The sequence below is a fragment of the Calyptranema fuscum S582 genome (assembly GCF_055793305.1).
This window is the reverse complement of the sequence record NZ_JBSLYH010000076.1, coordinates 1-23,844: the sequence shown is the minus strand read 5'-3', so window position 1 is coordinate 23,844 and position 23,844 is coordinate 1. Positions and strand designations below refer to the sequence as shown.

15 protein-coding genes are annotated in these 23,844 nt (G+C 49.9%); 12 read left to right on the top strand and 3 right to left on the bottom strand.

Annotated elements, in window-relative coordinates; translation table 11 throughout:
- On the top strand, positions 1-1,640 hold a 1,640-nt coding region (locus tag ACR6Z4_RS29870; RefSeq protein ID WP_479721003.1), incomplete at its 5' end, for an FAD/NAD(P)-binding protein.
- A 31-nt stretch (positions 1,641-1,671) separates the two neighbouring features.
- On the opposite strand, the gene ACR6Z4_RS29865 is transcribed toward ACR6Z4_RS29870, so the two are convergent.
- Positions 1,672-2,355, bottom strand: a complete 684-nt coding sequence (locus ACR6Z4_RS29865; protein WP_479721002.1) for a ComF family protein — start codon at positions 2,353-2,355, stop codon at positions 1,672-1,674.
- A 35-nt stretch (positions 2,356-2,390) separates the two neighbouring features.
- Here ACR6Z4_RS29865 and ACR6Z4_RS29860 point away from each other — a divergent pair, with 35 nt between their 5' ends.
- The 4 genes from ACR6Z4_RS29860 (at position 2,391) to ACR6Z4_RS29845 (ending at position 7,634) form a co-directional block, all read left to right on the top strand.
- Complete coding sequence (locus ACR6Z4_RS29860; protein WP_479721001.1) at positions 2,391-2,513, top strand: hypothetical protein; 123 nt, start codon at positions 2,391-2,393, stop codon at positions 2,511-2,513.
- Positions 2,514-2,999: 486 nt separating this feature from the next.
- Complete coding sequence (infC, locus tag ACR6Z4_RS29855) at positions 3,000-3,527, top strand: translation initiation factor IF-3 (protein ID WP_479721000.1); 528 nt, start codon at positions 3,000-3,002, stop codon at positions 3,525-3,527.
- A 237-nt stretch (positions 3,528-3,764) separates the two neighbouring features.
- Positions 3,765-4,349 (top strand): lysozyme inhibitor LprI family protein, encoded by a 585-nt coding sequence (locus ACR6Z4_RS29850; RefSeq protein ID WP_479720999.1) that lies wholly within the window; start codon positions 3,765-3,767, stop codon positions 4,347-4,349.
- A gap of 291 nt (positions 4,350-4,640) precedes the next feature.
- Positions 4,641-7,634, top strand: a complete 2,994-nt coding sequence (locus tag ACR6Z4_RS29845; RefSeq protein ID WP_479720998.1) for a HEAT repeat domain-containing protein — start codon at positions 4,641-4,643, stop codon at positions 7,632-7,634.
- Between the two features lie 424 nt (positions 7,635-8,058).
- On the opposite strand, the gene ACR6Z4_RS29840 is transcribed toward ACR6Z4_RS29845, so the two are convergent.
- Positions 8,059-10,260, bottom strand: coding sequence for an HAD-IIB family hydrolase (locus tag ACR6Z4_RS29840; protein WP_479720997.1), 2,202 nt, complete (start codon positions 10,258-10,260; stop codon positions 8,059-8,061).
- A 533-nt stretch (positions 10,261-10,793) separates the two neighbouring features.
- Here ACR6Z4_RS29840 and ACR6Z4_RS29835 point away from each other — a divergent pair.
- On the top strand, positions 10,794-11,093 hold the full coding sequence (locus ACR6Z4_RS29835; protein WP_479720996.1) for an RNA recognition motif domain-containing protein: 300 nt from the start codon (positions 10,794-10,796) through the stop codon (positions 11,091-11,093).
- A gap of 123 nt (positions 11,094-11,216) precedes the next feature.
- Positions 11,217-11,411, top strand: coding sequence for a 30S ribosomal protein S21 (rpsU, locus tag ACR6Z4_RS29830; protein WP_479720995.1), 195 nt, complete (start codon positions 11,217-11,219; stop codon positions 11,409-11,411).
- Between the two features lie 9 nt (positions 11,412-11,420).
- Here the strand turns inward: rpsU and ACR6Z4_RS29825 are convergent, their stop codons facing one another.
- Positions 11,421-14,186 (bottom strand): AAA family ATPase, encoded by a 2,766-nt coding sequence (locus ACR6Z4_RS29825; protein WP_479720994.1) that lies wholly within the window; start codon positions 14,184-14,186, stop codon positions 11,421-11,423.
- 418 nt (positions 14,187-14,604) lie between these two features.
- Between ACR6Z4_RS29825 and ACR6Z4_RS29820 the strand changes: the two genes are divergently transcribed.
- The 5 genes from ACR6Z4_RS29820 to ACR6Z4_RS29800 form a co-directional block, all read left to right on the top strand.
- Complete coding sequence (locus ACR6Z4_RS29820; protein ID WP_479720993.1) at positions 14,605-15,120, top strand: cell division protein SepF; 516 nt, start codon at positions 14,605-14,607, stop codon at positions 15,118-15,120.
- Between the two features lie 294 nt (positions 15,121-15,414).
- On the top strand, positions 15,415-15,609 hold the full coding sequence (locus ACR6Z4_RS29815) for a hypothetical protein (protein ID WP_479720992.1): 195 nt from the start codon (positions 15,415-15,417) through the stop codon (positions 15,607-15,609).
- A gap of 10 nt (positions 15,610-15,619) precedes the next feature.
- Positions 15,620-16,213, top strand: coding sequence for a 5-formyltetrahydrofolate cyclo-ligase (locus ACR6Z4_RS29810; RefSeq protein ID WP_479720991.1), 594 nt, complete (start codon positions 15,620-15,622; stop codon positions 16,211-16,213).
- 415 nt (positions 16,214-16,628) lie between these two features.
- Positions 16,629-17,102, top strand: a complete 474-nt coding sequence (locus ACR6Z4_RS29805) for an acyl-CoA thioesterase (RefSeq protein WP_479720990.1) — start codon at positions 16,629-16,631, stop codon at positions 17,100-17,102.
- A 180-nt stretch (positions 17,103-17,282) separates the two neighbouring features.
- Positions 17,283-23,844 (top strand): tetratricopeptide repeat protein (locus ACR6Z4_RS29800; RefSeq protein ID WP_479720989.1); only part of this gene is annotated, 6,562 nt, incomplete at its 3' end.

Here is a 23,844-nt window from a genome sequence, read left to right as displayed (position 1 = left end):
CCGTCAGCGAAGCCACCGTCGCTGCGATCGCCAACTCGTTCATTGCCTTCCATCCAGACACAGGTTTACCGGCACCGTCACAACCACTATCATCCCCCATTCAGGCATCGGAATTTCCACCGACCGCATTTCAAGCCTCGCCAGTTTCGTTACATGACTTAATGGCAACGGGCTTACCGATTCAGGAATTTGACTACATTGCCATCGGTGCCGGGTTAGGCAGTTTCGTTTGGGTTGATTTACTGCGACTCTGCGGAGTACGCGCCAACCAAATTGTGGCACTCGGCATGGAAGCCCAACCCTATGCCCGCTACAAACAACTGTGCCAAAATTCGCAAATTCCCTTACACGAACGTCTGCGATCCAATTCAGACTCCTGCCCCGATAATATCTGGGGCTTTCCTAGCTATGCCTTTCGCGAAGCTTGGCACACCTTGGGATCAGGACAGGTTGGCACTGCTGGCAAATTGCTCTGGCAGGTGTTTGGCGAACCGACCCTCGCAGAAACGTACACACCCCGATCGGGAAACGTTTTTGACTCGATTGACCGAGAAGTAGAGCGGATCGGTTGGCAGCAAATCTTTCGCTATGGTCGGGTACGGGCAATTCGCAAAACCGATGATGGACGATATGCGATCGCCTATTCTCGCTCAAGTGCCGACCGCCGGGATCACGCATTTCTGGTCGGGCGTTACCTCCACTTGGCAACCGGATATCCAGCCATTCAGTTTCTCCCCGATTTACAAGAGTATCGGGCTAAAACAGGCGATTTTAAGTCGGTCGTCAATGCTTACGAACCCCATGACCATATTTATGAAACCTTAGAGCGTCAGGGTGGGACAGTGCTGATTCGAGGCCGAGGCATTGTTGCCTCTCGCATCGTTCAACGCATTGCTCAAGCACGCCAGAAACATCCAAGCATCTCCCTGCTGCATCTAATGCGATCGCCCAAACCCAAAGGCAATCGATTTGACCAAGCCCACCGCCGGGTCAAAAATCACTACGAACTGCAACCCTTTAACTGGCCCAAAGCATGTTGGGGCGGCGAACTCCGCGCTCAGCTCGAAGCGGCTACCCCAGAAGCACGACAGCAACTTTTGCGCGACTGGGGTGGCACCACGACTGCCGATCGCCGCGATTGGCAACACACTGCCGAAGCAGGATTGGCACAGGGATGGTACAAAATTGCCTTTGGCGAGGTTGCCAAAGTAGAACCCCACCCCAGCGGCGGCACCTTAACCCATATCCAAGAACGAGAATTTAAGGGCACGACCCAACTCCAGGCAGATTTCATCATCGACGCTACGGGCTTGGATGCGGCGGTTGACAATAGCCCCCTCCTGGCTGATTTGGTAAATCACTATCATCTACCGCTGAATCCGCTGGGTCGGCTCAGCGTCTCCAATGATTTTGAGGTAGTAGACTTACGCTCTGGGTCACAAGGTCATGTCTATGCGGCTGGAGCCATCACTTTGGGCGGTCCCTACGCTGCCGTCGATAGTTTTCTCGGACTACAATATGCCGCCCTGCGATCTGTCGATCATCTGGTGACGATTCCTGCTACTACGGTTACGCCCCTCAACGGTCTACGCTCACTCCAGCAATGGCTGAAGTGGGTACAAGGGCGATCGCCCGATTGAGTTCACCCTCCATAGCAACCGCCAAGACGGTTCAATCAGGAGATTGATCGACCAAAGGCTTTGCCAGGGCAGCGATACCATACACGTTGATTTGATGGCGATGTAACACTTCGCGCGCGGCTCTGGCAGTTGCCCCGGAGGTATAGATGTCATCCAGCAGCAGCACTGCGTTAGACGGACGAGACCGCCGAAAATCTTGCCCTAATTCAAACGCCCCTTTGAGATTTTGATCCCGCTGATCCCGAGAAAGGGTAAATTGTGCCTCGGTTTCCCGCACCCGCACCAATCCATGACAGCGCAATGGTAGCCCCGTCCTCTGGCAAAAAGCTTTGGCTAATAATTCTGCCTGGTTAAACCCTCGCTGCTTTTGTTTGTCGGGATGCATCGGGATCGGAACCACAATGAGGCGGCTGTGTTGCGCCAACGATGACGCCAGCCAGGCGTTGGCTAGATAGTGCCCTAGCGGATACGCCAGTTGAGGATGGTTATCATATTTGAGCGCGGCGATCGCCCGTTTGAGCGCACCCGCATACATACCCCAGGCAAAAATTGGCAACGAACCTTGCTCGAATTGGCGATCGGGTTGAAATTGACAGCGTTCGATCTGCCGCTGACAACTCTGGCAAAACGATTGCGGAGTCGATCGCTGACACAAGGGACAACGAGACTCAAACACTAAATCCAACCAACTTTTGAACAGTTGCAGTCGAGACACTATAGCAACCTGTTTTATTAAGATAAATAACTTATTTGTTGTCCAGCCCATTACTCGGCTGCATCGATGCAGGTCGCTGGCTCAACCTGCATCGATTGGAACGCCGTTGGCATTGGCTCAACACAGCGTCCCAGCGACGTCCTATCCGTCTGGGTTAACGAGAAGCGTGGCACTCTTTCCCCATCGGCAGGTGAATTTTTCTCACCCTCGTCTTGCAGCTGCGTTTTATATAGCAGTGTGCACGTTCGTTAACCACACCGTACTGAATCAACCTGCGCAGCGCTATAAAAAAGGGGTATCCAATTTTGCCTTGCTGTAGAGGCAAATCAGCCTTACACTTCATTAAACAAGCCTCTTCAAGGGAAATCCTTCCGAGAAGGCTGGACAGAGTACTATTCAGACTGAGTAGAATAGCTGTAATAAATCTATAGTTCCACTCCCATTCGCTGGAACTAACATGGTTTGTATCAGTTAAATCAGGACAGCGATCTAAATATTGATTTTGATAGCGCTTGATAAACTGCAAAAATGTAGATTGCAAGACGGTTCTACTTTGTTGGGTTTCCCAATTTAATCTACCCTTGTAACGCACCTAATTCATCGAGTTTGGAATTAAGATAACCCGCACCTAATTACCGTTGCCCATGGCTCTGATTAAACAAAATCGAGATTTACCGACCATTAACGAACGTATTCGTTTCCCACAAATTAGGGTTATTGATACTGATGGAGCGCAATTGGGGATTATGACTCCCCGAGAAGCCCTAAGGATTGCTGAAGAAAAAGAACTTGATCTGGTTCTCGTAAGCGACAAGGCTGAACCGCCAGTCTGTCGGATTATGGACTACGGGAAATTCAAGTTTGAACAAGAAAAGAAGGCGCGGGAAGCTCGTAAGAAGCAGCATACTTCCGATGTGAAGGAAGTAAAGATGCGCTACAAGATTGAAGATCACGATTATTACGTTCGAGTCCATCAGGCTGAACGTTTCCTGAAAGCCGGAGACAAGGTTAAAGCTACCATCATGTTCAAAGGTCGTGAAATTCAACATAGCGACCTGGCAGAAAGTTTGCTGATGCGAATGGCAACAGATCTGCAAGAACTGGCGGAGGTGCAACAAGCTCCAAAGCGGGAGGGTCGCAATATGATGATGTTGCTGGCTCCTAAGAAATAGATTGAGCATAAAACCCTCAAGCCCATGGGATGAAAGACATTAAACTTTATTGGAAATTATTTATGGCACGGGTGAGCCGCACCACAAACAATTTCCACTCCCACAAACGGGTGTATTTTAGCTGCGTTGGTAATTTTTTCAACCGATTGCCAACGCATTTAGAGCATTGCTCCCAACACCCTGATGCCCAATTGAGCCTTTTGGCGATCGCTTGTAATGGATAAGGAGGCTTTATCCATGCGTATCAGACGCAATGGGCTGTACGCTTTCATCTTGGCGATCGCCATTTTCTTTGTTGGCTGCGATCGCTATTTTTCTAACTCGACTACCCCTACCCCTAGCCAACCCTCTAGCTCTGCCACATCCGATCTGCCTTCGATTTCTCCATCTATCCCCATCGCCTCTCGCCCTCCCCCAACTGAAGACCCAACGGCAGACGCGTCTGCATGCAACGATCCCCAGACTCAGGTAGAGCTAAATGACTGTGCGGCGTCTCAAGCAAAAGCCGCTGACGAAAAATTAAATCAGGCGTATCAACAGATCCGATCTGAACTCAAAGGCTCTGATCTCGATGACTTATTAATTGATGCGCAACTCGCCTGGATTGAATTTAGAGACAAAAACTGTACGTTTGCTCGAAGTAAATATGAGGGGGGATCAATTGAGCCGCTGATCTACAGCGATTGCATTGAGAGAGTTACACAACAACGGACGGAAGAGCTGCAAACCTATCTCAAAGACATGGCACAGATTCGCAGCAATTTGTATAGCCACTCTCTATCGTCCCCATCCTCTTCTTTACGGCAATCAGGCACGATGTAAACCTCGCACACTGCTTGTATAGCGATCCTCAATCAGGTGTGAAAGCGCCCACCCAAAGGGTAGGCGCTTTCACACCTGATTATTTGCACGAATCAAATTAGGATCACTATATATTAAGAATTGCTGATAGGATGACGGTTTAACAGGCGATCGGGGAATTCTGGAGCTGTTAAGTTCCAACCGAATACAACCCCAATTTTAAGCAACAAGATTTGTAGAGAAACATTTCCAGGCAGATAGTTCTGGGCGATCGCCAGTCATCCCAATCGTAATGACAAACAGTAGCACTGCATGAAAGCCAACGGGTGGGGATCTACACGAAATAATGATCTGAGACAGTGGTGGTTGAAACTCTTCAACCTGCGTCCAGAGGAGAGCGAACGCACCCTGCTCATGTTTGCGTTCTATACTGCCACGACCATCGGCATCCTCTGGCTGGAAGTCAGTGTAGCCACCCTCTTCCTGGGAGAATATGGGGCTGACTCTTTGCCACTGATCTACCTCGCCAGTGCAGGTATTGGCGCAGGCTTGGGCTTGATCTCTAACTGGCTACAACGATTTTTGCCCCTCCGACGCGTGATTGTCCTGATCGCCTTAGCGATGGCAGTCCCCTTACTGATGTTTTGGCTGGGGCTAAACTCAGCCATTATTGGGGGCTATGTCATCTTTCTGATGCGGCTATGGCTAGAGGCAATTTACGTTCTCAACGAAGTCAACACCTCGATCACCGCCAACCAACTCTTTAACATCCGGGAAATCAAACGCACATTTCCGCTCATTAGCAGTGGCATCCTGGTTGCCGACGTGTTGAGTGGATTTTCACTGCCCTTACTCCGTAAGCTGGTGGGCTTAGAAAACATTATTTTGATGTCTTGCCTGATGCTGTTTGTGGGAGCAAGCATCTTGTTTTATCTGAGTCAGGCATACCACCAGTTTTTTCCCGACTCTCCCCGTCGCCGCCTACAAGAACAACACCACGACTTTACCAGGCGTCGTTTACAGGGACCCTTAAGACGTTATGCAGTCTTAATTGTCGTCTTTTTCATCATGGCGCAGGTCTTATTCCTGTTGCTTGATTTTCAATATTTGAGTCAAATCGATTTTCGCTTTTTACAAAACGCTGAAGCAGGAACGGGGGCTCAGGATAACTTAAACCGGGTGGCAGACTTCCTTGCCCTTTTTAGTGCAACGCTAGGAATTTTTGAGTTACTGACGCAGTGGTTTGTCTCCAGTCGGGCAATCGAACGCCTGGGCGTCTTTACGGTAGCGATGTTGCCGCCAGCCTCGCTGGCATTTATCAGCATTGCGTTACTGACTAATTTGTGGGATCTGTTTTGGGGTCTAATTGCGCTCAAATTTATCGATGAATTATTACGGTACACCCTGTTTGCCAGTACTGGTCCCATTCTTTTTCAACCTATCCCTGAAGCAGTCCGTAGTCGATTTCAATCGATTGTACGGGGCGTAGCAGAACCAATTTCATCGGGTGCGACAGGTTTAGGAATTGGTTTAACCGTTACCCTCATTACCAAACCGCAATATCAGAACTGGGTACTTCTGTTCTACATTGCTATCTTCTCAATGGTATGGGCAGTCTCCGTTTGGCTCCTCAGATCCGGTTATCTGGGCTTGCTGGTAATGAGTGCAGAACGCGGACAATTGAGCTTATCTGATGTCGATTTACGTACTTTCAAGCGGGCGATCGTAGAAGCATTAGATCGTCCAGGGACAGATGCCGATAAGTCATCGTGTATAGAACTGCTGACTCACATTGATCCGAAAAATGTAGGTGAGGTTTTAGCGCCATTATTACCAAACTTTTCGCCTAAGTTACAGCGACAAAGTTTGGAAGCCATGATGAAATATCCCAATCCTATCCACCTGCCAGAGGTACGTGGGTTGATTGGGCAACCCCTTCAGCCTGAAGTTTTGGCAGTGGGGCTACGCTATGTGTGGTTGACTGAACCGGATCCAGATATCAAGCAATTGCGCCCTTATCTGCAACCAGAAATTGATCCTATGGTGCGGGGAACGGCAGCTTCCTTAATGCTCAGTCGAGGAGACCCGCGCCAAAAAGCAGAAGCCACGGACACCTTACGGCGGATGTTGAGCCACGAACGCGAACGTGAACGCGTCATGGGCTGTCGTGCCTTAGGTGAAGCCGTTTATCTGCAAGCCCTGCGGCTCTATATCAAGCCCTTATTGCAAGATGAGTCGTTACGAGTTCGCTGTGCGTTGTTGGAAGCGATCGCCGCAACTCACTTAGAAGAATACTACCCCTCCCTTTTAAGAGGGTTACATTACAAATCGACCCGAGAAGCATCGATGCAAGCGCTAATTCGCCTGGAAAACGAAGCCTTGCCCATGCTGGTCAAACTCGCAGAAGATGCCCATAAACCAGAAGTGATTAGAACTCACGCCTGGAGTACGATCGGGCAGATCGGTACGTCAGAAGCGCTAGACGTACTCGTCTCGCATCTAACCGTCGCCTGGGGATCTACCCGTCGCAGCCTACTCCGCATTTTGTTGAAACTGCCTCAAGAGAAGGGAATCGATGCCGTTTCTAATATCATGGGTCGAAGCGGCATTGAAACGTTAATCAATCAAGAACTGCTATTTATCAGCCAACTTTATGCCGGGATGTTAGATATCTCATCCGACGAGGTGAGCGGACGAGAGGCTGAATTATTGCGGCGCACCTTCCGCGATCAACAAACCGATGCCATTGAACGGCTGTTTTTATTGATGCGGTTCTTGTATTCTTCTAGCACCATTCAGGCAGCCGCCTTTACCTTTGGCTCTGACTCCCAGGATGGCGTTGCCAGAGGGTTAGAGATTCTAGACAATACCTTAGACATTGCTGGAAAACGTGCCGTCTTGAGTATTCTCGATCGCCGCTCGGATCTTGAAAAACTGCAAAGTCTATCAGAATTTTTTGAATACACACCCATGACCGCAAGCCAACGGTTACGCCATTTACTAGACCTGCGGCATTTTCTATCCGATTGGTCATTGGCATGTTGCTTCCATACTGCACGTCAGCAGCGTTGGAGTCTCACTCCCGATCAAATTTTGGCGTGCCTTCGCCATCCCGTCGGGTTTGTTCGAGAAGCGGTCATCAGTTATCTCAATATCGCTTCTCCAAGAGCGCTCAAAGAACTATTGCCCCTCTTAAAAGATGACCCCGATCGCCTGGTTGCAGCTCAAGTCAAACGAATGCTGGCAGAAATAGAACTGAACAATGTTTTGTTAGAAATGCGAGGACGGCAACAAGGGTACAGTTAGCAGATCTTGAGCTTTGCCGGATGGGGTGGGTTTAGCCCACCCCATCCGGCAAGGCTCTGAATATAAGAATTTCATTGATATAGCAATCCTAAATCAGTTGTGAAAGCGCCCGCCCTTCGGGCGGGCGCTTTCACAACTGATTCACAAATCAAATAGGATCGCTATATAGCTTTACGTAGTCACGTTAGGGTGTGGGGCGGTGCCCCATGCAGGGGTTTTACCCTTGCACCCCGTCCTCACCTCAGTGCGTAGCGCTGTATAGCAGTCGAGGGGCTGATTAGGATAAAGATTGTGTGAGACCCGCGCAGAGCGCGGGTCTCACATAATCTCCTGATTTAACCGTCTCGACGGTTGCTATATTGCGCGGGCTGAGTCCGCGCAGTATCAATCACCTGATGCCGTCCAGTCAAAACTCCAACTAGAGTTAAGCCGATAGAGCCTCGATGCGATTGGGAGAAAGACTATCAAAGAAGTCGTAGTAGTCTAGTGCTTCCAAAATGCCCCAGGCATAACAGCCTTTGGCGAAATAGATTTTGGAATACTCCCGCAACTTTTCTAACTCTGGGCTATAGTTCCCTGCAACAACTGCCAATGTGTTGCCCGTCAGCATCGTTTCATCATTACCCGACGCACCCGCCACCAGGAAGCGGTTCACCGGCAAACCCCATTTCAAAGCGCAATATCGCAACGCATCTCCCTTAGATGCCCGGATGGGCAACAGATCGAGATACATGTTGTGAGAAAAGACCTCACGTGCATGGAGTTTATGGCGACGAAGATGTCGTCTAATTTCCCGAATGCTGGGTGCTTTAGTCGTATCCAAGGTATAGCTGATTTTGTAAGGACCTTGAGTTTCTGGGGGTTGCAAAACCAGTCCCGGCAATTCTCGCATTGCCTGAAGAATCGCATCTGGTTGCCAGCGATATTCAATATGGCGTTGCCAGTTGGTGTCGATAACCACCTGAGGACCGTAGTAAATCTCACTGCCTACCGATGTAATCAACACATCGGGCATCGGGAAACGCCATGCTTCCAGCATTTCCAGCGTACTCTTGAGATTGCGCCCTGTAGCAATTCCTACACCCGTCGTTTTGCCTTCCAGTTGAATCCGTTGAATCAATTTATGGAGAGCCTGTTGGTCACCCAGTAAGGTGTTGTCAATTTCACAGACCAGGAAGCGATCGGCAGAAGGCAGGCGATTTTTGTCGGGCACCTTCCAGTCGGGCAGATCGGCTGCCGGAGCTTTGGCTAAAGGACTGAGAATCGGTTGAACCCGACGCTGCGGCAGTTGATACACTTGTTCGAGATATCCCTCAACATGGCTCGTCCACGAAAAACACTGTTTAACGTTGCGGATGCCATTAGTTGACCAGGTCTGCCATTGCTCTGAATCGGTGAGAGCCTGTTTTAACGCCGATTGAATTTGAGTAATATCAAGGGGATCAATCAGTAAGCCATTCTGGCAGGCTGAAATAATGTCTTGGGGACCGCCGTCAGAGGTTGCAATAATAGGAACACCACACGCCGTTGCCTCGATTAGCGTCAACCCAAACGGCTCTGTTAACGCAGGGTTAATGAATACTCCTCGATTTTTTGCGACCAAGCGATATAAATCAGGGACATCTTGAGAGTTATGATGTTTAGGGTAGGCAATGTTGCCGTAGAGATCATAGCGATCGACCGACAACATAATGTCGTTTAGAACCTGACGGGGACCTGTTTCCATCGTCCCAATGTCATCCCGATTGCCCAAGATCAGCACCAGATTTGCCAATTGGCGGAGTTCAGGGTCTTCTCCATAGGCTTTAACCAACGTCCCTACATTTTTCCGCATAGCCGGACGCGAAAGCGCTAGAATAATCGGCTTATGGGGTTCTCTTAGAAAGCGACTGAGTTCTTGCTGAATGGGTGGCTCTTGCCAGTCATCAGATACGGGATAAAATCGCTCAAGGGTAACTCCCGGAGGGATAACGGTCATGCGTTCCGGGTGATACTGGTCGTACATGCTATATTGCTGCTCAACCTCTTGGCTGGTACTAGCAATCACTAACGCAGCACTTGCCAGTGTGATTTCTTCGGCTTCTATGCGGCTACTGATGTGGAAATGTTCTTCGATCACCTCAGCTTTAGTGCCATGTTCTAGCAGACGTTGCTGCTTCACGCGCCCCAACGAATGCCCCGTATGAACTAATGGCACACCCAACCAGCCAGCGACCCGACAGCCGACATATCCTCCATCTGCATAGTGGCTATGGATAATATCCGGCGATCGCCCAACATGACGAATATGCTTCAGCAACTCATCCGCGAACGTATCTAAATGAGACCAGAGCACTTCCTTGCGCAAATATCGACGCGGACCACAGGGAAGTCTTACGATGCGAAGCTTATCATTCAAAATCTCTAAGGGCTGGGCATAATCAGGGCTAACTTTTGGGTCAATGACTGACCGGGTAACAATCTCGACCTGATCGACTTCGGGGTGACTTGCTAACGCTTGCGCCAGCTCTAGGACATATTTAGTCTGTCCGCCCGTGTCTGCATCTCGCCCCAGTTCTAAGTTATGCCCACGAATTAAGCCATGAATATTGATGAGTAGAATGTACAAACCCTTGTCGGCTGCCATCTTTGCTCTCCCCATGACTCTATGCATGATGTATTTACTCGGTGGTTGAAGTAGTCAAAACTAACGGAGCTAAACCCAACCTATGAAAGAATGTTAAGTGTTGATGAAAGGTATTGCAATTTAACTTTAGGATTACTTTTAAAAGGATGCAAATGGGAGATACTCCTCACCCCCGTAGCATTGCTGAACATTAACCAAACGTTAATGTATAGTATGTGCGTTTTAAGCAGGTAATCATACTTAAGTTTGTGTATCAAGCAAATTCTATTGGGGAAGATTTTGGCAGTTGTTAGAGTGGCTTGCTATCGGTTTTAGCTAAGGGTTTGACCATTCATTTGACTCCATAAGAATGCAGTAGCAAAATATAAGATTGTGCCGAGAGCGATGAATGTTAAGTTCTGCGCTGGATTTGTTTTGTTTATATGTTAAGGTGGGTAGGTGAGAATTGAGTTCGGCTGAAGGTTTGTTTTTCCATAGCAGGCATGTCTCCGGATTTACGTCTTCACACTTTTTCATTGATTCTGGAGATGATCATGTCTATTTATGTCGGCAACCTCTCTTACGACGCAACTCAGGAGGACATTACCAGTGTTTTCTCTGAATATGGCACTGTGAAGCAGGTAAACGTTCCCACTGATCGTGAGACGGGTCGGATGCGTGGTTTTTGTTTTGTAGAAATGTCTTCAGAGTCAGAAGAAGCTGCTGCGATTGAAGCCCTTGATGGTGCTGAATGGATGGGACGTGATTTGAGGGTCAATAAAGCTAAGCCTCGTGAGGATAGACGGTCTTCGGCAGGAAGTTTTGGTAACTCCAACTGGAAAGGAAGACGCTAATAAGCTTTAGTTTTCAAACAAAAGCGAGCTTAATTTTAAGGATCCAGGCAGATTGATATGCTTTTTCTGCCTGATTTTCTCTTCCTTATTTTGACCATAAAAATTTGAGAGGATTAGTTGAGTATGGCTCAGGTCGTATTGGGTGAAAACGAGGGCATTGAGTCTGCACTACGCCGCTTTAAGCGACGGGTTTCGAGAGCAGGCATTTTGCTAGATGTGAAAAAGCACCGTTATTTTGAGACTCCTCTTGAGAAAGAGAAGCGTAAAGCGATCGCTCGTAGACGTAGCAAGCGATTCAAAAATAATTTCAAAGCATGATTTAGAACGTCAACTGGGGTCTCGCTCCACCAGGATGACGTTTTCGGTCACTTTCTCAAATGTGTCGTCGTGACTAATGACAAACAGCTGGCGGAAGGTCTTGATATTGGCGATCGCTTCTGCCAGACTCTCCCGTCTAGGGCGATCCATGTTAGTAGTGGGTTCGTCGAAAAAGGCGATATCAATATCTGCTAGAACCCGCAATAAGGCTAACCGAACCGCCAGAGCTGCACACATTTGTTCACCGCCAGAGAGATTGACGAAACGGCGCACGTGGGCACCTTCTTGTACGATAATTTCGTAATCTCGCGTCCATTCTAAAGCTACGTTCGGACGATTCATTAACTCGCGGAACAGTTTATCTGCTTCTCGCGAGATGTTTTGTACGTAGCGTTCGGTGATGCGGGGTCCAGCCTCTTTATAAGCTTTACGAGCAAATGTAATAAAGCGGCGGATCTTTTCTTTTTGCTTTAGCTCCGCCTTAGCGCGATCGCGTTTCTCTTCAGTTTCTTTGAGTACCATTAGTTGGTGGTCGAGTTCGATCAGTAATTTGTGCTGCTGAGGCAGGCTGCCTTCAATCCGATCGGCTTGACTGCGCGTTTCGTTATAACGGCATTCGACAACCTCCACCCGCTGCGAGTCATAGTCTTGGGTCAATTGCTCATACTGCGTCTGTAAGGTAGATTGGGCTGTCTGGAGATCTTGCAATTGAGCGATCGCCATTTGTAACTGGGTTAGTAACCCCGGCAAATTTTCGCCATCGTTTTGGTATTGCAAATAAAGCTGATAGCCTGCTTGATGCGTCTGCCGTTGCTGTCGCTGGTGCTCGATTTGCCCATCCAGATCCTGAAACGCTGCCAATTGAGCATCTAGCTCAGCTATCTGGTGCTGAATTTGAGTTTGCGTCTGTTGCAACTGCTCATACGCGGCTTGAAGCTGGGGTTGCGCCTGAAGTTGCTGGAGCAAGAGCTGACTACGACCCCGTGGATCGCCCAGTTGAGTCAGTTCCGCCATTAATTGCGATCGCCGTTCCAGCCACTGCGGCTCGTGTTCCATCTGGGTTTGCAGGGCTTGGATTTGTGCATGAAGCTGTTCTAATTCTTCCTGCACCTGTTTTTTTTGCTCTGTTTTGCTGTCTAACGTAGCAAAGTCTGCCTGCTGACGATAGAGATGCTCAATTTGTCGTTTGATATCTTGCTGGCGGTGCTTAAGCTTTGTGATAGAAGTCTGTTCAGCCAGGTCGAGTAAAATCTGTCGGAGTGCATCGATCAGGTTGGTATTGAGATCCACCCCTGACTGAATCGCCGTCAGTGCCGCATCGATAGACGTCATTGCCAACAAAGGAACCGATTGCCGCATTTGACGCAGAATGTTGAGAGCCGTATCGGCTTGTAGTTGATGGCGATCGCGTTGATTGATGCCAGTTTCGACCAGCTGTCGGAGATCAACTTCAAACTGCTTTGCGGCGGCAATGCGACTGAGTTGTTCTTGAAGGCGATCGCGTTGATGTTCTAGGCTAGGCAACTGAGCGATAGTGATTTCCAGCGATCGTAACTGCTCAATCACGGTCACTAAATCAGCCTGTTCTTTTTGCAACTTAATCAGCTGCCGTGATAGCGTTTGTTGCTCAAGCTTGAGGGATTGGAATTGATTGAGTTGGGTTACGACCTGCGCCTGTTGGTGTTCCCAAGCACTCTGTTGCTCGACCAGGGGTTCTAATTGCTCAAGATCGGCTTGGGCTTTGACTAACGCCTCCATCTGCACGGTTAACTTGGTCAGTTCGAGTTGCCGCGTGCTCAAAGCCTTTAGCTGCGTGTCTCTTTGTTTGATCAGAGTTTGGCGCTGTTTACTTTGTTTCTCTAAACCCTTTAAAGCAGTTTCAGCCTGGAGATATGCCTGATGGTGAACTTGATTCTCTTGGCAAATTTGGACAGCCTGTTTTGCTCGCTCAGTTGACTGTTCCAGTAAGCGGTTGTTTTGCTGCTGTCCGGTAATTTGCAGCGTTAACGTTTGCAATTGGGTATCCAGCAATCGGACTTGCTCTGCCTGAGCCGTCAGTTCTTCTTTTTCCGTTTGCAACTGTTTCAACTGGATTTGCAAATGACCCAAACCCGTTTCATTTTGAACAATTTCTTCTGCCAGAGTTTGTCGTCGGTGTTGCAGAGGTGCCAACGTCTGTAGGGTGTCGTCGTATTGGGCGATCGCACGAACCAAGCCTTCCTCTACTGCCTTGGCATACTTCTCCAACGACAGCATTTCCTGATTGGCTTGCTTGTATTCTTCCACTTTGAGGATGGTATCAAATACCCGTTTTCGGCTTTCAGGAGACAGCAAAAAATCGACCGTAAAGGTGCCTTGTGGCACTCCCAATGTGTTAGCAAATAAGCGGGGTAAATCTGTTCCGGGCGCAACCCCCAAATGCTGACGCAGCCAGGGCATCACTTCATCTTCAATATGTCGGTAGTCGAGTCGTTGACCTAACTGAGGATCGTAAATGATGTAGCCACGGCTGGTGCAGCGCTGCACTTCATAGGTACGACTGTCGCGACTAGAAATAAACGAAATGGTTGCCTGAGCACTGCTAGATCCATTGCGAATCAGATCTTCACTTTTATACGCACCGCGATAATTAAACAGCGTCCAGGCGATCGCTTCTAAAATACTGGTTTTACCGGCTCCATTTTCTCCACAAATCGCATTGGTTCCCGGTTGAAAAATGAAGTGGCGATCGCCATGCACCTTAAAGTTCTTCAGCGTGACCGACAAAATTTCCATGGCGCTCAACTTAAAATTGAGTTAAAAAAAGAGGCGAGATAACTTTACTTTTTCAAACCGCTAGTAGACCCAATGAAAGGTTTGACAACGGGGTGCAAGGGTGGAACCCCTGCGTGGGGGCGGTGCCACCACCACCTCCCATGTTGCAAAATTTGGCGTTTGTACTACTAGCAATGCCTGTTTCTCAAATTAATTTGAAAGATAAAGGCGCGGGGTTGCCGTTCAATTTCAGACCGGGCTGCGGCACCGCCCCCACATTGGGAGTTTAACCAGTTTGACAGGAATTTGTCAGGAAATAGTTCATTTGCACGACCCTTTCATTGTGATCGCTTTATAGCGCTTTGCTAACAGTTCACTCATAATTTTGCAATCACAGCTAGAATAATACAAAAGAACTATCTCGCGGTAGGTAGGGCGTATGAGTCTTTTTCAACGCTTGCAACATGCCATCGGATTCACCGATGACTACATCGACTCGGGTTATGAGGAAATGCCTCTGGAGGACGATGATAATCCGTTCTCCTATCAAGACCTGCAATCCCCTAATACAGCGATCGCCGTACCCGGTTTCGCTAATAGACCGGGATTGGGCTCGGGTCAAGATGAAATGATGCTGATGACCCCTCGCTCTTTTGGAGAAATTCCTCAAGCCGTGACGGCACTCCGCCAGCGTAAATCGGTGATCTTAAACTTGAGTTTATTAGAACCAGACCAGGCACAGCGTTGTGCGGATTACGTAGCGGGCGGGGTAAACGCGATTGATGGTCATCAAGAACGGTTGGGAGAAAGTTTTTTCTTATTTACTCCCAGTTCTATAAAAATCAGGATTTACTCTGCAACGACTTCCCAGAGCAATCCGGCACAACCCACGTCGCCAAAGACCATTATCCCTCCCTATCAACCTGGTGGAGTCGTGCCAAAGCTGACCGATTGACGCCAGAATGTTAAGCAAATTGAGTCAGTAGCTGAACAGAGAGGCTCAAACCTTGTAATGAAGGATTGTTGCACAGGTACAGCTGGCATTAACCATCCAAGTCTGGGGCTCACCCTGCTCAAATGCAATGGCAATAGATACGGTTTCACTCCTGCCAAAGAAAGGAAGAAAAAATAAAATGATGTAAAGCGACCCCGAATGCTGAGCGGTTTAAGACTACATTAAGAGTAATGTAGTTCCCACCTCACTTAATCAGTTCCAGTCTTTACTTTTAGCAAAAGCGATAGAAAAATCATGACCCAAAATGAGTTCACTCAGTGGCTCAATTTAGCAAGAGCACTTAACTTTATTGTTTCTAGCCGCACTGTTAACGGAATTACTTACGTTTATACGCCATCTGGACAGTCCAAATCTCTTGAAAGTTTTGCATCGGACTATCCGCTAGAACGGCTTCAGGCCATGGCAAATCGCCAGATGATTCATCCTTAAAACTGCCGCTGTGACCAACGGTGAAACCGCCGCAGAACATAAACGGGCACTGAGGCGATCGCTGCTAAATACCAGAAAGTCGATGCATCTTGATGTCTGGCAGCAAAAAAGCGATCGCATCTGCAATCACTTGCAATCCTGGGAACTCTTTGCTCAGGCGCAGGTGATTTTGGCATATTTTAGTTTTCGCCAGGAAGCCGATCTGAGTCCCCTCTTCTCCACTCCTCATCGTTGGGGCTTTCCGATCTGCCAGGAAAATTTACTCGCCTGGCACCAATGGTCGCCAACCGATCTTTTGTCTTTACAAGTCGGAGCGTTTGGAATTTTAGAACCCCAGCCAGACAGTCCCAAACTTCACCCTCAAGATGTTGACCTAATCCTGGTTCCAGCGGTTGCTTGTGATGCTCAGGGCTATCGGTTAGGATATGGGGCTGGTTTTTACGATCGCATGCTGAGTCAACCGGAATGGTCAAATGCATTAACCATCGGTATTGTCTTTGAATTTGCATACCTACCCACACTCCCCCACGATCCCTGGGATCACCCGTTGCACGGCGTTTGTACGGAAACGGGCTTATATCTTACAGCCACCGGCACCCGTTAAACTAGGGATCAAGAATTCTGTAGCACTTCGCACCTGGATAGATTCCGGTTATTGAATGAGAGCCGCGCTCCGCGTGGCTCTCACTCAATCACTTGCGTTTCCGCAGGGACTTCATGCGATTGAGAATTGCTCCATTACAGCGGTACGCATTAGGGTTGGGACGGGGTGCAGGGGTGGAACCCCTGCATGGGGGCGGTGCCCCCACCCACCCGATGTCCTAACTGGATTGCGTAGAGCCATAGCATTTCCGATCTCTTAAGATCGGAAATGTCGTAAACGCGAAGGTTAGTTTTCAGAAGCGCGGCAACGCTGCGCTTCTAAAAACTAACGTCTTAATTAACGTCCGACTCACTCATGTGTCACTCTGAGGGCACGAAGCCTGATGAACCTTGTCTAAGTTAGGAGTTTGCCATCTATGGAGCCACTGTTGGAATCAACCCGTGCCATTCAAAGCCTACCAGAGCAGATTGTAGACAATTGGTTTGAGTATCCGGTGCGGGCGCAACCGCATCATAGCGATTATTCCGGGGTTGTCTGGCATGGGGCTTATCTCGCCTGGATGGAAGAAGCCCGCGTGGAATGTTTGCGATCGCTCGGTATTGAGTTTGCTGATTTGGTAGCGATCGGTTGTGACTTACCTGTGGTTGAGTTATCGATTCGCTATCATCGTTCAATTCGGATGGGGCAGGCAGCCATCGTCAAAGCCCGTATGAAAAAGCTCGAAGGTATCCGGTTGAAGTGGGATTATCAAATTCAATCGCCAGATGCAGCAGAGTTATATGTAACGGCGAAGGTGACCCTGGTTGCCGTCGATCGCGATAAAGGGAAAGTCATGCGACGACTCCCTGCGGTGGTCAAGGATGCATTGATGAAAATTGCCATTCACTAACCCGCATCAATCGCTTCAACCTGGCACTTCTTAATGGCGTGACGTACACATTGTTGAGAGAGCCACGCTCCGCGCGGCTCTCTCAACAACCGAAATTTATCCCGGTACGACGGGAACGAGACGGTGCCTCCCTTGACACAGTCCCTTGACACATTTCAAAACGAATCGTTGTATTGAGTCATGGCAAGTTTGACGGAAGCGTTGGCGATCGCCCGACGACATTACCAGGCAGAACGGTGGCAAGCCGCAGAGCAGATCTGTCAGCAGATTTTGCAGACGACTCCTGATCAAGACGATGCACTCGCTTTGCTAGAGCAGATTGTTGCCCAACAGCACCAACTTGAGCAAGCGATCGCTCAATGCCGTCAATTAGTAGCATCGCATCCGGATAACCCGGATTTGCAGAATCAACTGGGAGTTTTGCTGCGAAAGCAAGGAAACGTAGAGGATGCGATCGCCCATTATCAGCAAGCACTGCGTCTCAACCCAGACTATGCCGAAGTTCACAACAATCTAGGCAATGTTTTACGGGGGTTGGGCAGAATCACCGAGGCGATCGCCCATTTTCGGCAAGCGATCGCGTTGCAGCCCCATCAACCCGAAGCCCATACGAATTTAGGATTGGCATTACAAGAGCAAGGTCAATGGCAGCACGCCATGCGCTGTCATTTAGAAGCCGTGTCACTCCAACCCGATTTTGCCGAAGCTCACTTTAACCTGAGTCTGGCATTGCTGACCCTGGGTGCCTTTCAACGAGGCTTTGCCGAATATGAGTGGCGGTGGCGTAGACCAAAGCGATCGCCCCGACCCTTTAGCCAACCGCAATGGGATGGTTCTGATTTGGCAGGCAAAACCATTTTGCTCCACGCCGAACAAGGGCTGGGCGATACGATCCAATTCATTCGCTATATCCCCCTGGTCGTCGAACGTGGGGGTCGAGTCATGGTCGAGTGCCAGGCTCCTTTACAGCGACTGCTCCAAGACTTACCAGGGATTACAGCACTAATTCCGAGAGATGCACCGTTACCCGCATTCGATGTCCATGCTCCCCTGATGAGCCTACCCCGGATTCTCAATACGACGCTGGCGACCATTCCCAACAACGTTCCGTATCTGCACGTCATAGCATTAGCCAATCCCGGTCAGAATGAGCCAGTGAAACCGAAGGTTGCACTGGCACTGACGTCCAGCCACACGTCCTCCAGCTTTCCTCCCTACAAAATCGGCATCGTCTGGGCAGGCAATCCCCATCACGTTAGCGATCGCCAACGCTCCATGACGCTGGCAGATCTGGGCCCACTGTTACACTGCCCAAATACCGTTTTTTATAGTTTGCAAAAAGGCGATCGGGCATCAGAGCTAGTGGAATTGCAAGAGTTGCAAACCTGTTCAGAAGATCACGGGGCAGAAGAACACGAGACGCTGCCCATTCTTGACTTAGCACCGCAATTACAGGATTTTGCTGATACCGCAGCCGCAATTTGCCAATTGGATTTAGTGATTACGGTCGATACTGCTGTCGCTCATCTGGCAGGTGCATTGGGTCAACCCGTTTGGATTCTATTATCGGAACCCGCAGATTGGCGTTGGTTACGCGATCGCACGGATAGCCCCTGGTATCCGACAGCTCGATTATTTCGGCAAACCATAGCAGGCGATTGGACAGATGTCGTTCAGCAAGTGGTTAAAGCCTTGCGGCAGGAAGTTGAGGGTAGAGGAAGTGGGGGAGGTGAGGGAGGTGAAGGGAGTGAGGGAGGTGAAGGGAGTGAGGGAGGTGAAGGGAGTGAGAGAGGTGAAGGGAGTGAGGAAGGTAAGAACGTAGTTCCTTCTCCATCTTCCCCATCTCCCCAATCTCCCCCATCTTCCCAATCCCCCCCATCTTCCCCATCTCCCCCATCCTTCTCCTCAGCCTGTCACCATTTCCAATCGGGTGAACGGGATCAAGCAGAACAGATCTGTCGAGCAATTCTGCATGAACATTCAGAGCATTTAGAAGCGTTGGCGTTATTGGGTTTAATTCAGTGTCAGAAGGGACAGTTTAACGAGGCGATCGCTGTCTACCAACGGTATTTAGCACTGCAACCCAACACCCCTCATGTGTTGGAAAATTTAGGGATCGCGTTTGCAGAGGTACAGCAATTTGAGCAGGCGATCGCCCATTATCGACGGGCACTGGTACTGCAACCGCAAAGCAGCCGCACTTATTACAACCTGGGCAATGCCTATCGATTGCAGAATCAGTTGCCAGAGGCGATCGCTGCCTATCAACGGGCACTGGAGCTGACCCCCGATTACGTCAATGCGTTGCATAATTTAGGGATTTCGTTGCATCAACAGGGGCAACTCTCAGACGCCGTGACGTCCTATCAGCAGGCGTTGAGGCTGCGTCCCGATTTCCCGGAGTTACTCAATAGTCTGGCGACAACATTACGAGACTTAGGACAGTTGGAAGCGGCTGAGAGTCATCTGCAACGGGCGATCGCGCTTCATCCAACTTATGTTGAAGCCCATACCCATCTGGGGTTGGTGCAATATCACCTGGCAAAGTTTGAAGCGGCGCGCAATCATTATCAACTGGCGATTCGGCTGGCATCGCAATATCCGTCTGCCCATTTCAATCTCAGCCTGCTGCTCCTGTTACTCGGAGAGTTTCAGCAAGGCTTTCAAGAATATGAATGGCGCTGGCGCAGGCAGGACTACAGTCCCCGTGCATTGGATGCGCCTCTATGGAATGGCGAAGATCTAACCGAAAAAACCATCCTAGTCTATGCCGAGCAAGGGTTTGGCGATACGCTTCAGTTCATTCGCTACATTCCTTACCTCCAACATCTGGGTGCCAGGGTGGTGGTCGAATGTCAGGAATCCTTGATTCGGCTGCTTTCTCACGTTTCAGGGATGACCCAGATCATTCCTAAAGGGACTCCACTGCCTGCCTTTGATTACCATATTGCTTTGATGAGTCTGCCACATCGTCTGGGCACGACGCTAGAAACCATTCCCGCTGATATTCCTTATGTTGAAGCGGTCAGTGATTTTCAGTTACCGCAGGACTTGGGGGTTGGGGACGAAGGAGGTAGGGAAGATAGGGGGGATGGGGAAGATGGGCTTTGCCGTGAGCGTAGCCGAACGGAAGGTAGGGAAGATAGGGGAGATGAGGGAGGTAAGGGGGAAGTTGTAGCGTGTCTATCTGCTTCATCTCACTTGAAAGTTGGCATTGTCTGGGCGGGCAATCCGATGAATCCGCATGATCGCGATCGCTCTCTACGACTGGGTCAATTGGTAGAGTTATTTACGATTCCCGGTCTTGTTTTCTACAGTTTGCAAAAAGGTGAGCCAACGGCTGAGTTACGGCAACTGCGGGCAGAAACCCAGGGTCGGTTACCCATTTGGGATTTAGACCCGCAATTAGAGGATTTTGCTGATACGGCAGCGGCGATCGCCCACCTGGACTTAGTGATTACAATAGACACGGCTGTTGCCCATCTGGCGGGGGCGTTGGGTAAACCCGTGTGGGTGATGTTATGTTATGTCCCCGATTGGCGTTGGCTGTGGCAACGACCCGATAGCCCCTGGTACCCAACAGCGCGTCTGTTTCGCCAACCGATGCGCGGCGATTGGGCAACCGTTATCCAGCATATTGCTGATGAGTTAAAAGCTATGACCCGCGATCGCAACTCTGAATCCATTTCTCGCACCTCCATGACAGATGAATCGGGTCAAGGTGTCGGTGATATTGATTTGGCGACTATCCAACAGGCAGTGCAAGCGGGTGATTTGCACCAAGCAGAATCCTTATGTCAGAGCAGGTTACAGCAGCAACCCGAACACGCCGCTGTGTTGGAACTGTTGGGCATGATCTATGGACAATCGGGCAGGCTGGAGGCAGCGATCGCTATTTACGAGAAACTTCTGACCCTCGATCCCGGTTCTGCCGATGCCCATTACAATCTAGGCGTTGCCTTTGCGGAAAAAGGCGAACCCGATCAAGCGATCGCGCACTATCAACAGGTGTTGGCACTCCAGCCCCAACCACACTCCGCTGCCGATGAACCGCAGGGACAGCTTTCAACTGCCGTTAAAACGCTGTACAACCTGGGCAATCTCTATCGGGCGCAGACAGATCTGGATCAGGCGATCGCCTGCTATCAACAAGCGGTTGCGCTCCAACCAGACTATGCCAAGGCATGGCACAATTTGGGCTTGGGCTTTCAGGTGCAGGGACGACTGGACGACGCGCTAACGGCATATCAACACGCGATCGCCGTTCAACCCAACTATGGCAAGGCATACAACAACCTCGGCAATATTTATCGGATACAGGGGAAGTACCAGGACGCGATCGCCGCTCTGCAACAGGCGATCGCCTTAGAACCCAATTCGCCAGAAGCCCACAATAACTTGGGGTTGACCTACTACGGCTTGGCACAATTTCAGCCCGCCGTCACTCACTACCAACACGCCATCCGATTAAAGCCCGACTATAGCGAAGCACATTTTAACTTTGGCGCACTGTTGCTGCTGTTGGGGCACTTTCCTAAAGGCTTGCAGGAATATGAATGGCGCTGGCAACTGCGCGACATTTACCTACCGTCATCTTCCCAGCCCCAGTGGGATGGCTCCGATCTTCAGGGGAAAACCATTCTGTTGCATACCGAACAGGGGTTTGGCGACACCATCCAGTTCATTCGCTATGCCGAATTATTATCCCAACGGGGCGCACGCGTCATTGTAGAATGCCGCGAACCCTTGATGCGGCTGCTCGCAACCGTCCCCGGCATCGATCATCTGGTTCTGCGTAATCAACCCGTCCCCGCCTTCGACTACTACACCCCCCTAATGAGCCTGCCTCGTCTCCTGGGCACCACGCTGGAAGACATCCCTGCGGCAATTCCATATATAGGGCTTGGAGATCGAGGATTAGAGATTCAGCTTCGAGATGGGACAGATGGCGATCGCTCCGCTACAGGAGATCAAAGCTCAGCAATCAGAGATCAAGCATCAGAAAACACCACAGAACACCCCTCCCTATCTCCCCCATCTCCCTCACCTCCCCCACCTCCCTCCCCACTCAAAATCGGCATCGTCTGGGCAGGCAGTCCTGAAAATGGTAGCGATCGCAAACGATCCACCTGCCTCATGGACTGGATCGATATTTTGACGATTCCGGGCATCGAATTTTACAGCTTACAAAAAGGCGAACAAGCCGTAGAGCTACAACAGATTGATGTACCAACCGACATTTACGATCTGGTACCCCAACTCAACGACTTTGCCGATACCGCAGCGGCGATCGCCCAGATGGATCTGGTAATCACCGTTGATACGGCTGTCGCCCATCTGGCAGGAGCCATGAGTAAACCTGTGTGGGTATTGCTGCAATTGATCCCCGATTGGCGTTGGCTGTTGAAACGAGACGATAGTCCCTGGTATCCCTCTGCGCGTCTATTTCGGCAAACTCGTTCGGGAGACTGGGCAGGTGTTTTTCGGCAGGTGCGCGACGCCTTAAATCAGAGACTAGCAGAGGGGCTTAGTGGAGATGTAATTCATCTCGTCTCTCCAGGGATCGGGGTTGGGGATCAGGATCTATCTGCCTCTCAAATCCCCAGATCCTCGACTTCCTCATCGACAGCTGCATCATCCCTAGCCGAGCGGCTTGAGCTTGCTCGTCACCAGTTTCGACAGGGCGATCGAATAGAGTCAGAATTACTCTGTCGGCAGATTGTATTAGAGCAACCCCATGAGTTCAATGCCCTGTACTTGTTGGGTTTGATGGCAAAACAGTCGGGGCAGCTATCTACAGCGATCGCTTACTATCATCGGGTGATTCGGCTGAAACCAGACTATGCCGAGATTTATAACAACATGGGTAATACGTTGCAACAGCAGCGCCGGTTTTCAGAGGCGATTTCTTACTATGAACGGGCGATCGCACTGAAACCCAACTATCCCGAAGCTCACAGCAATATGGGCGCGGCATATGAAGAACTCACCGACTACGACCAGGCGATCGCCTGTTATCAAACAGCCTTGGAGTTACGCCCCCACTATGCCGATGTCTACTACAACATGGGCAACGCCTATCGCAATCAGGGCAACTTAGAAGCCGCGATCGCAACCTACAATCAAGCGATCGCCGCTGATCCCAACTATGCCATGGCATATAACAATGCAGGGCTGGCGCTGTACGATCTGGGCAAACCGGAAGCCGCGATCGCCGCCTATGAAAACGCTCTGGCAGGTCAAACCGATTACCCCGACGCCCACCTCAACCTGGGGTTAGCACTCTTGCTCATCGGCGATCTAGAACGAGGCTTTCGGGAATATGAAGCCCGCTGGCAGGTCAAAGGCGGAGACTTTCGCCCTCTGCCCTCATTTTCACAACCGATGTGGGATGGAGCAGCGTTGCAGGGCAAAACCATTCTGCTCCAGGCAGAACAAGGCTTGGGCGACACGATCCAATTCATTCGCTATGTGCCCTTGATTGTTGCCAAAGGAGGTCGGATTATTTTGCAATGCCAATCTCCCTTAAAGCAATTGCTATCCGGGTTTCCAGGCATTATTCAAACCATCGCCCAAGATGATCCCCTGCCTAAATTTGATGTCTATGCCCCCCTGCTCAGCCTCGCCCACATTCTCGGCACGACCCTAGACACCATCCCCGCCGACATTCCCTACCTCCAAGCCCCCGACGATTTTCAACTGGATCAAAGCCCAGAGACTAAGGATACTCCTACACCCCAAA

Bases quoted from the DNA above. Each gene is read 5' to 3' on its own strand.
- infC (WP_479721000.1), top strand. From the start codon at position 3,000: ATGGCTCTGATTAAACAAAATCGAGATTTACCGACCATTAACGAACGT.
- ACR6Z4_RS29850 (WP_479720999.1), top strand. From the start codon at position 3,765: ATGCGTATCAGACGCAATGGGCTGTACGCTTTCATCTTGGCGATCGCC.
- ACR6Z4_RS29845 (WP_479720998.1), top strand. From the start codon at position 4,641: ATGAAAGCCAACGGGTGGGGATCTACACGAAATAATGATCTGAGACAG.
- ACR6Z4_RS29840 (WP_479720997.1), bottom strand. From the start codon at position 10,260: ATGGCAGCCGACAAGGGTTTGTACATTCTACTCATCAATATTCATGGC.
- ACR6Z4_RS29835 (WP_479720996.1), top strand. From the start codon at position 10,794: ATGTCTATTTATGTCGGCAACCTCTCTTACGACGCAACTCAGGAGGAC.
- rpsU (WP_479720995.1), top strand. From the start codon at position 11,217: ATGGCTCAGGTCGTATTGGGTGAAAACGAGGGCATTGAGTCTGCACTA.
- ACR6Z4_RS29825 (WP_479720994.1), bottom strand. From the start codon at position 14,186: ATGGAAATTTTGTCGGTCACGCTGAAGAACTTTAAGGTGCATGGCGAT.
- ACR6Z4_RS29820 (WP_479720993.1), top strand. From the start codon at position 14,605: ATGAGTCTTTTTCAACGCTTGCAACATGCCATCGGATTCACCGATGAC.
- ACR6Z4_RS29815 (WP_479720992.1), top strand. From the start codon at position 15,415: ATGACCCAAAATGAGTTCACTCAGTGGCTCAATTTAGCAAGAGCACTT.
- ACR6Z4_RS29805 (WP_479720990.1), top strand. From the start codon at position 16,629: ATGGAGCCACTGTTGGAATCAACCCGTGCCATTCAAAGCCTACCAGAG.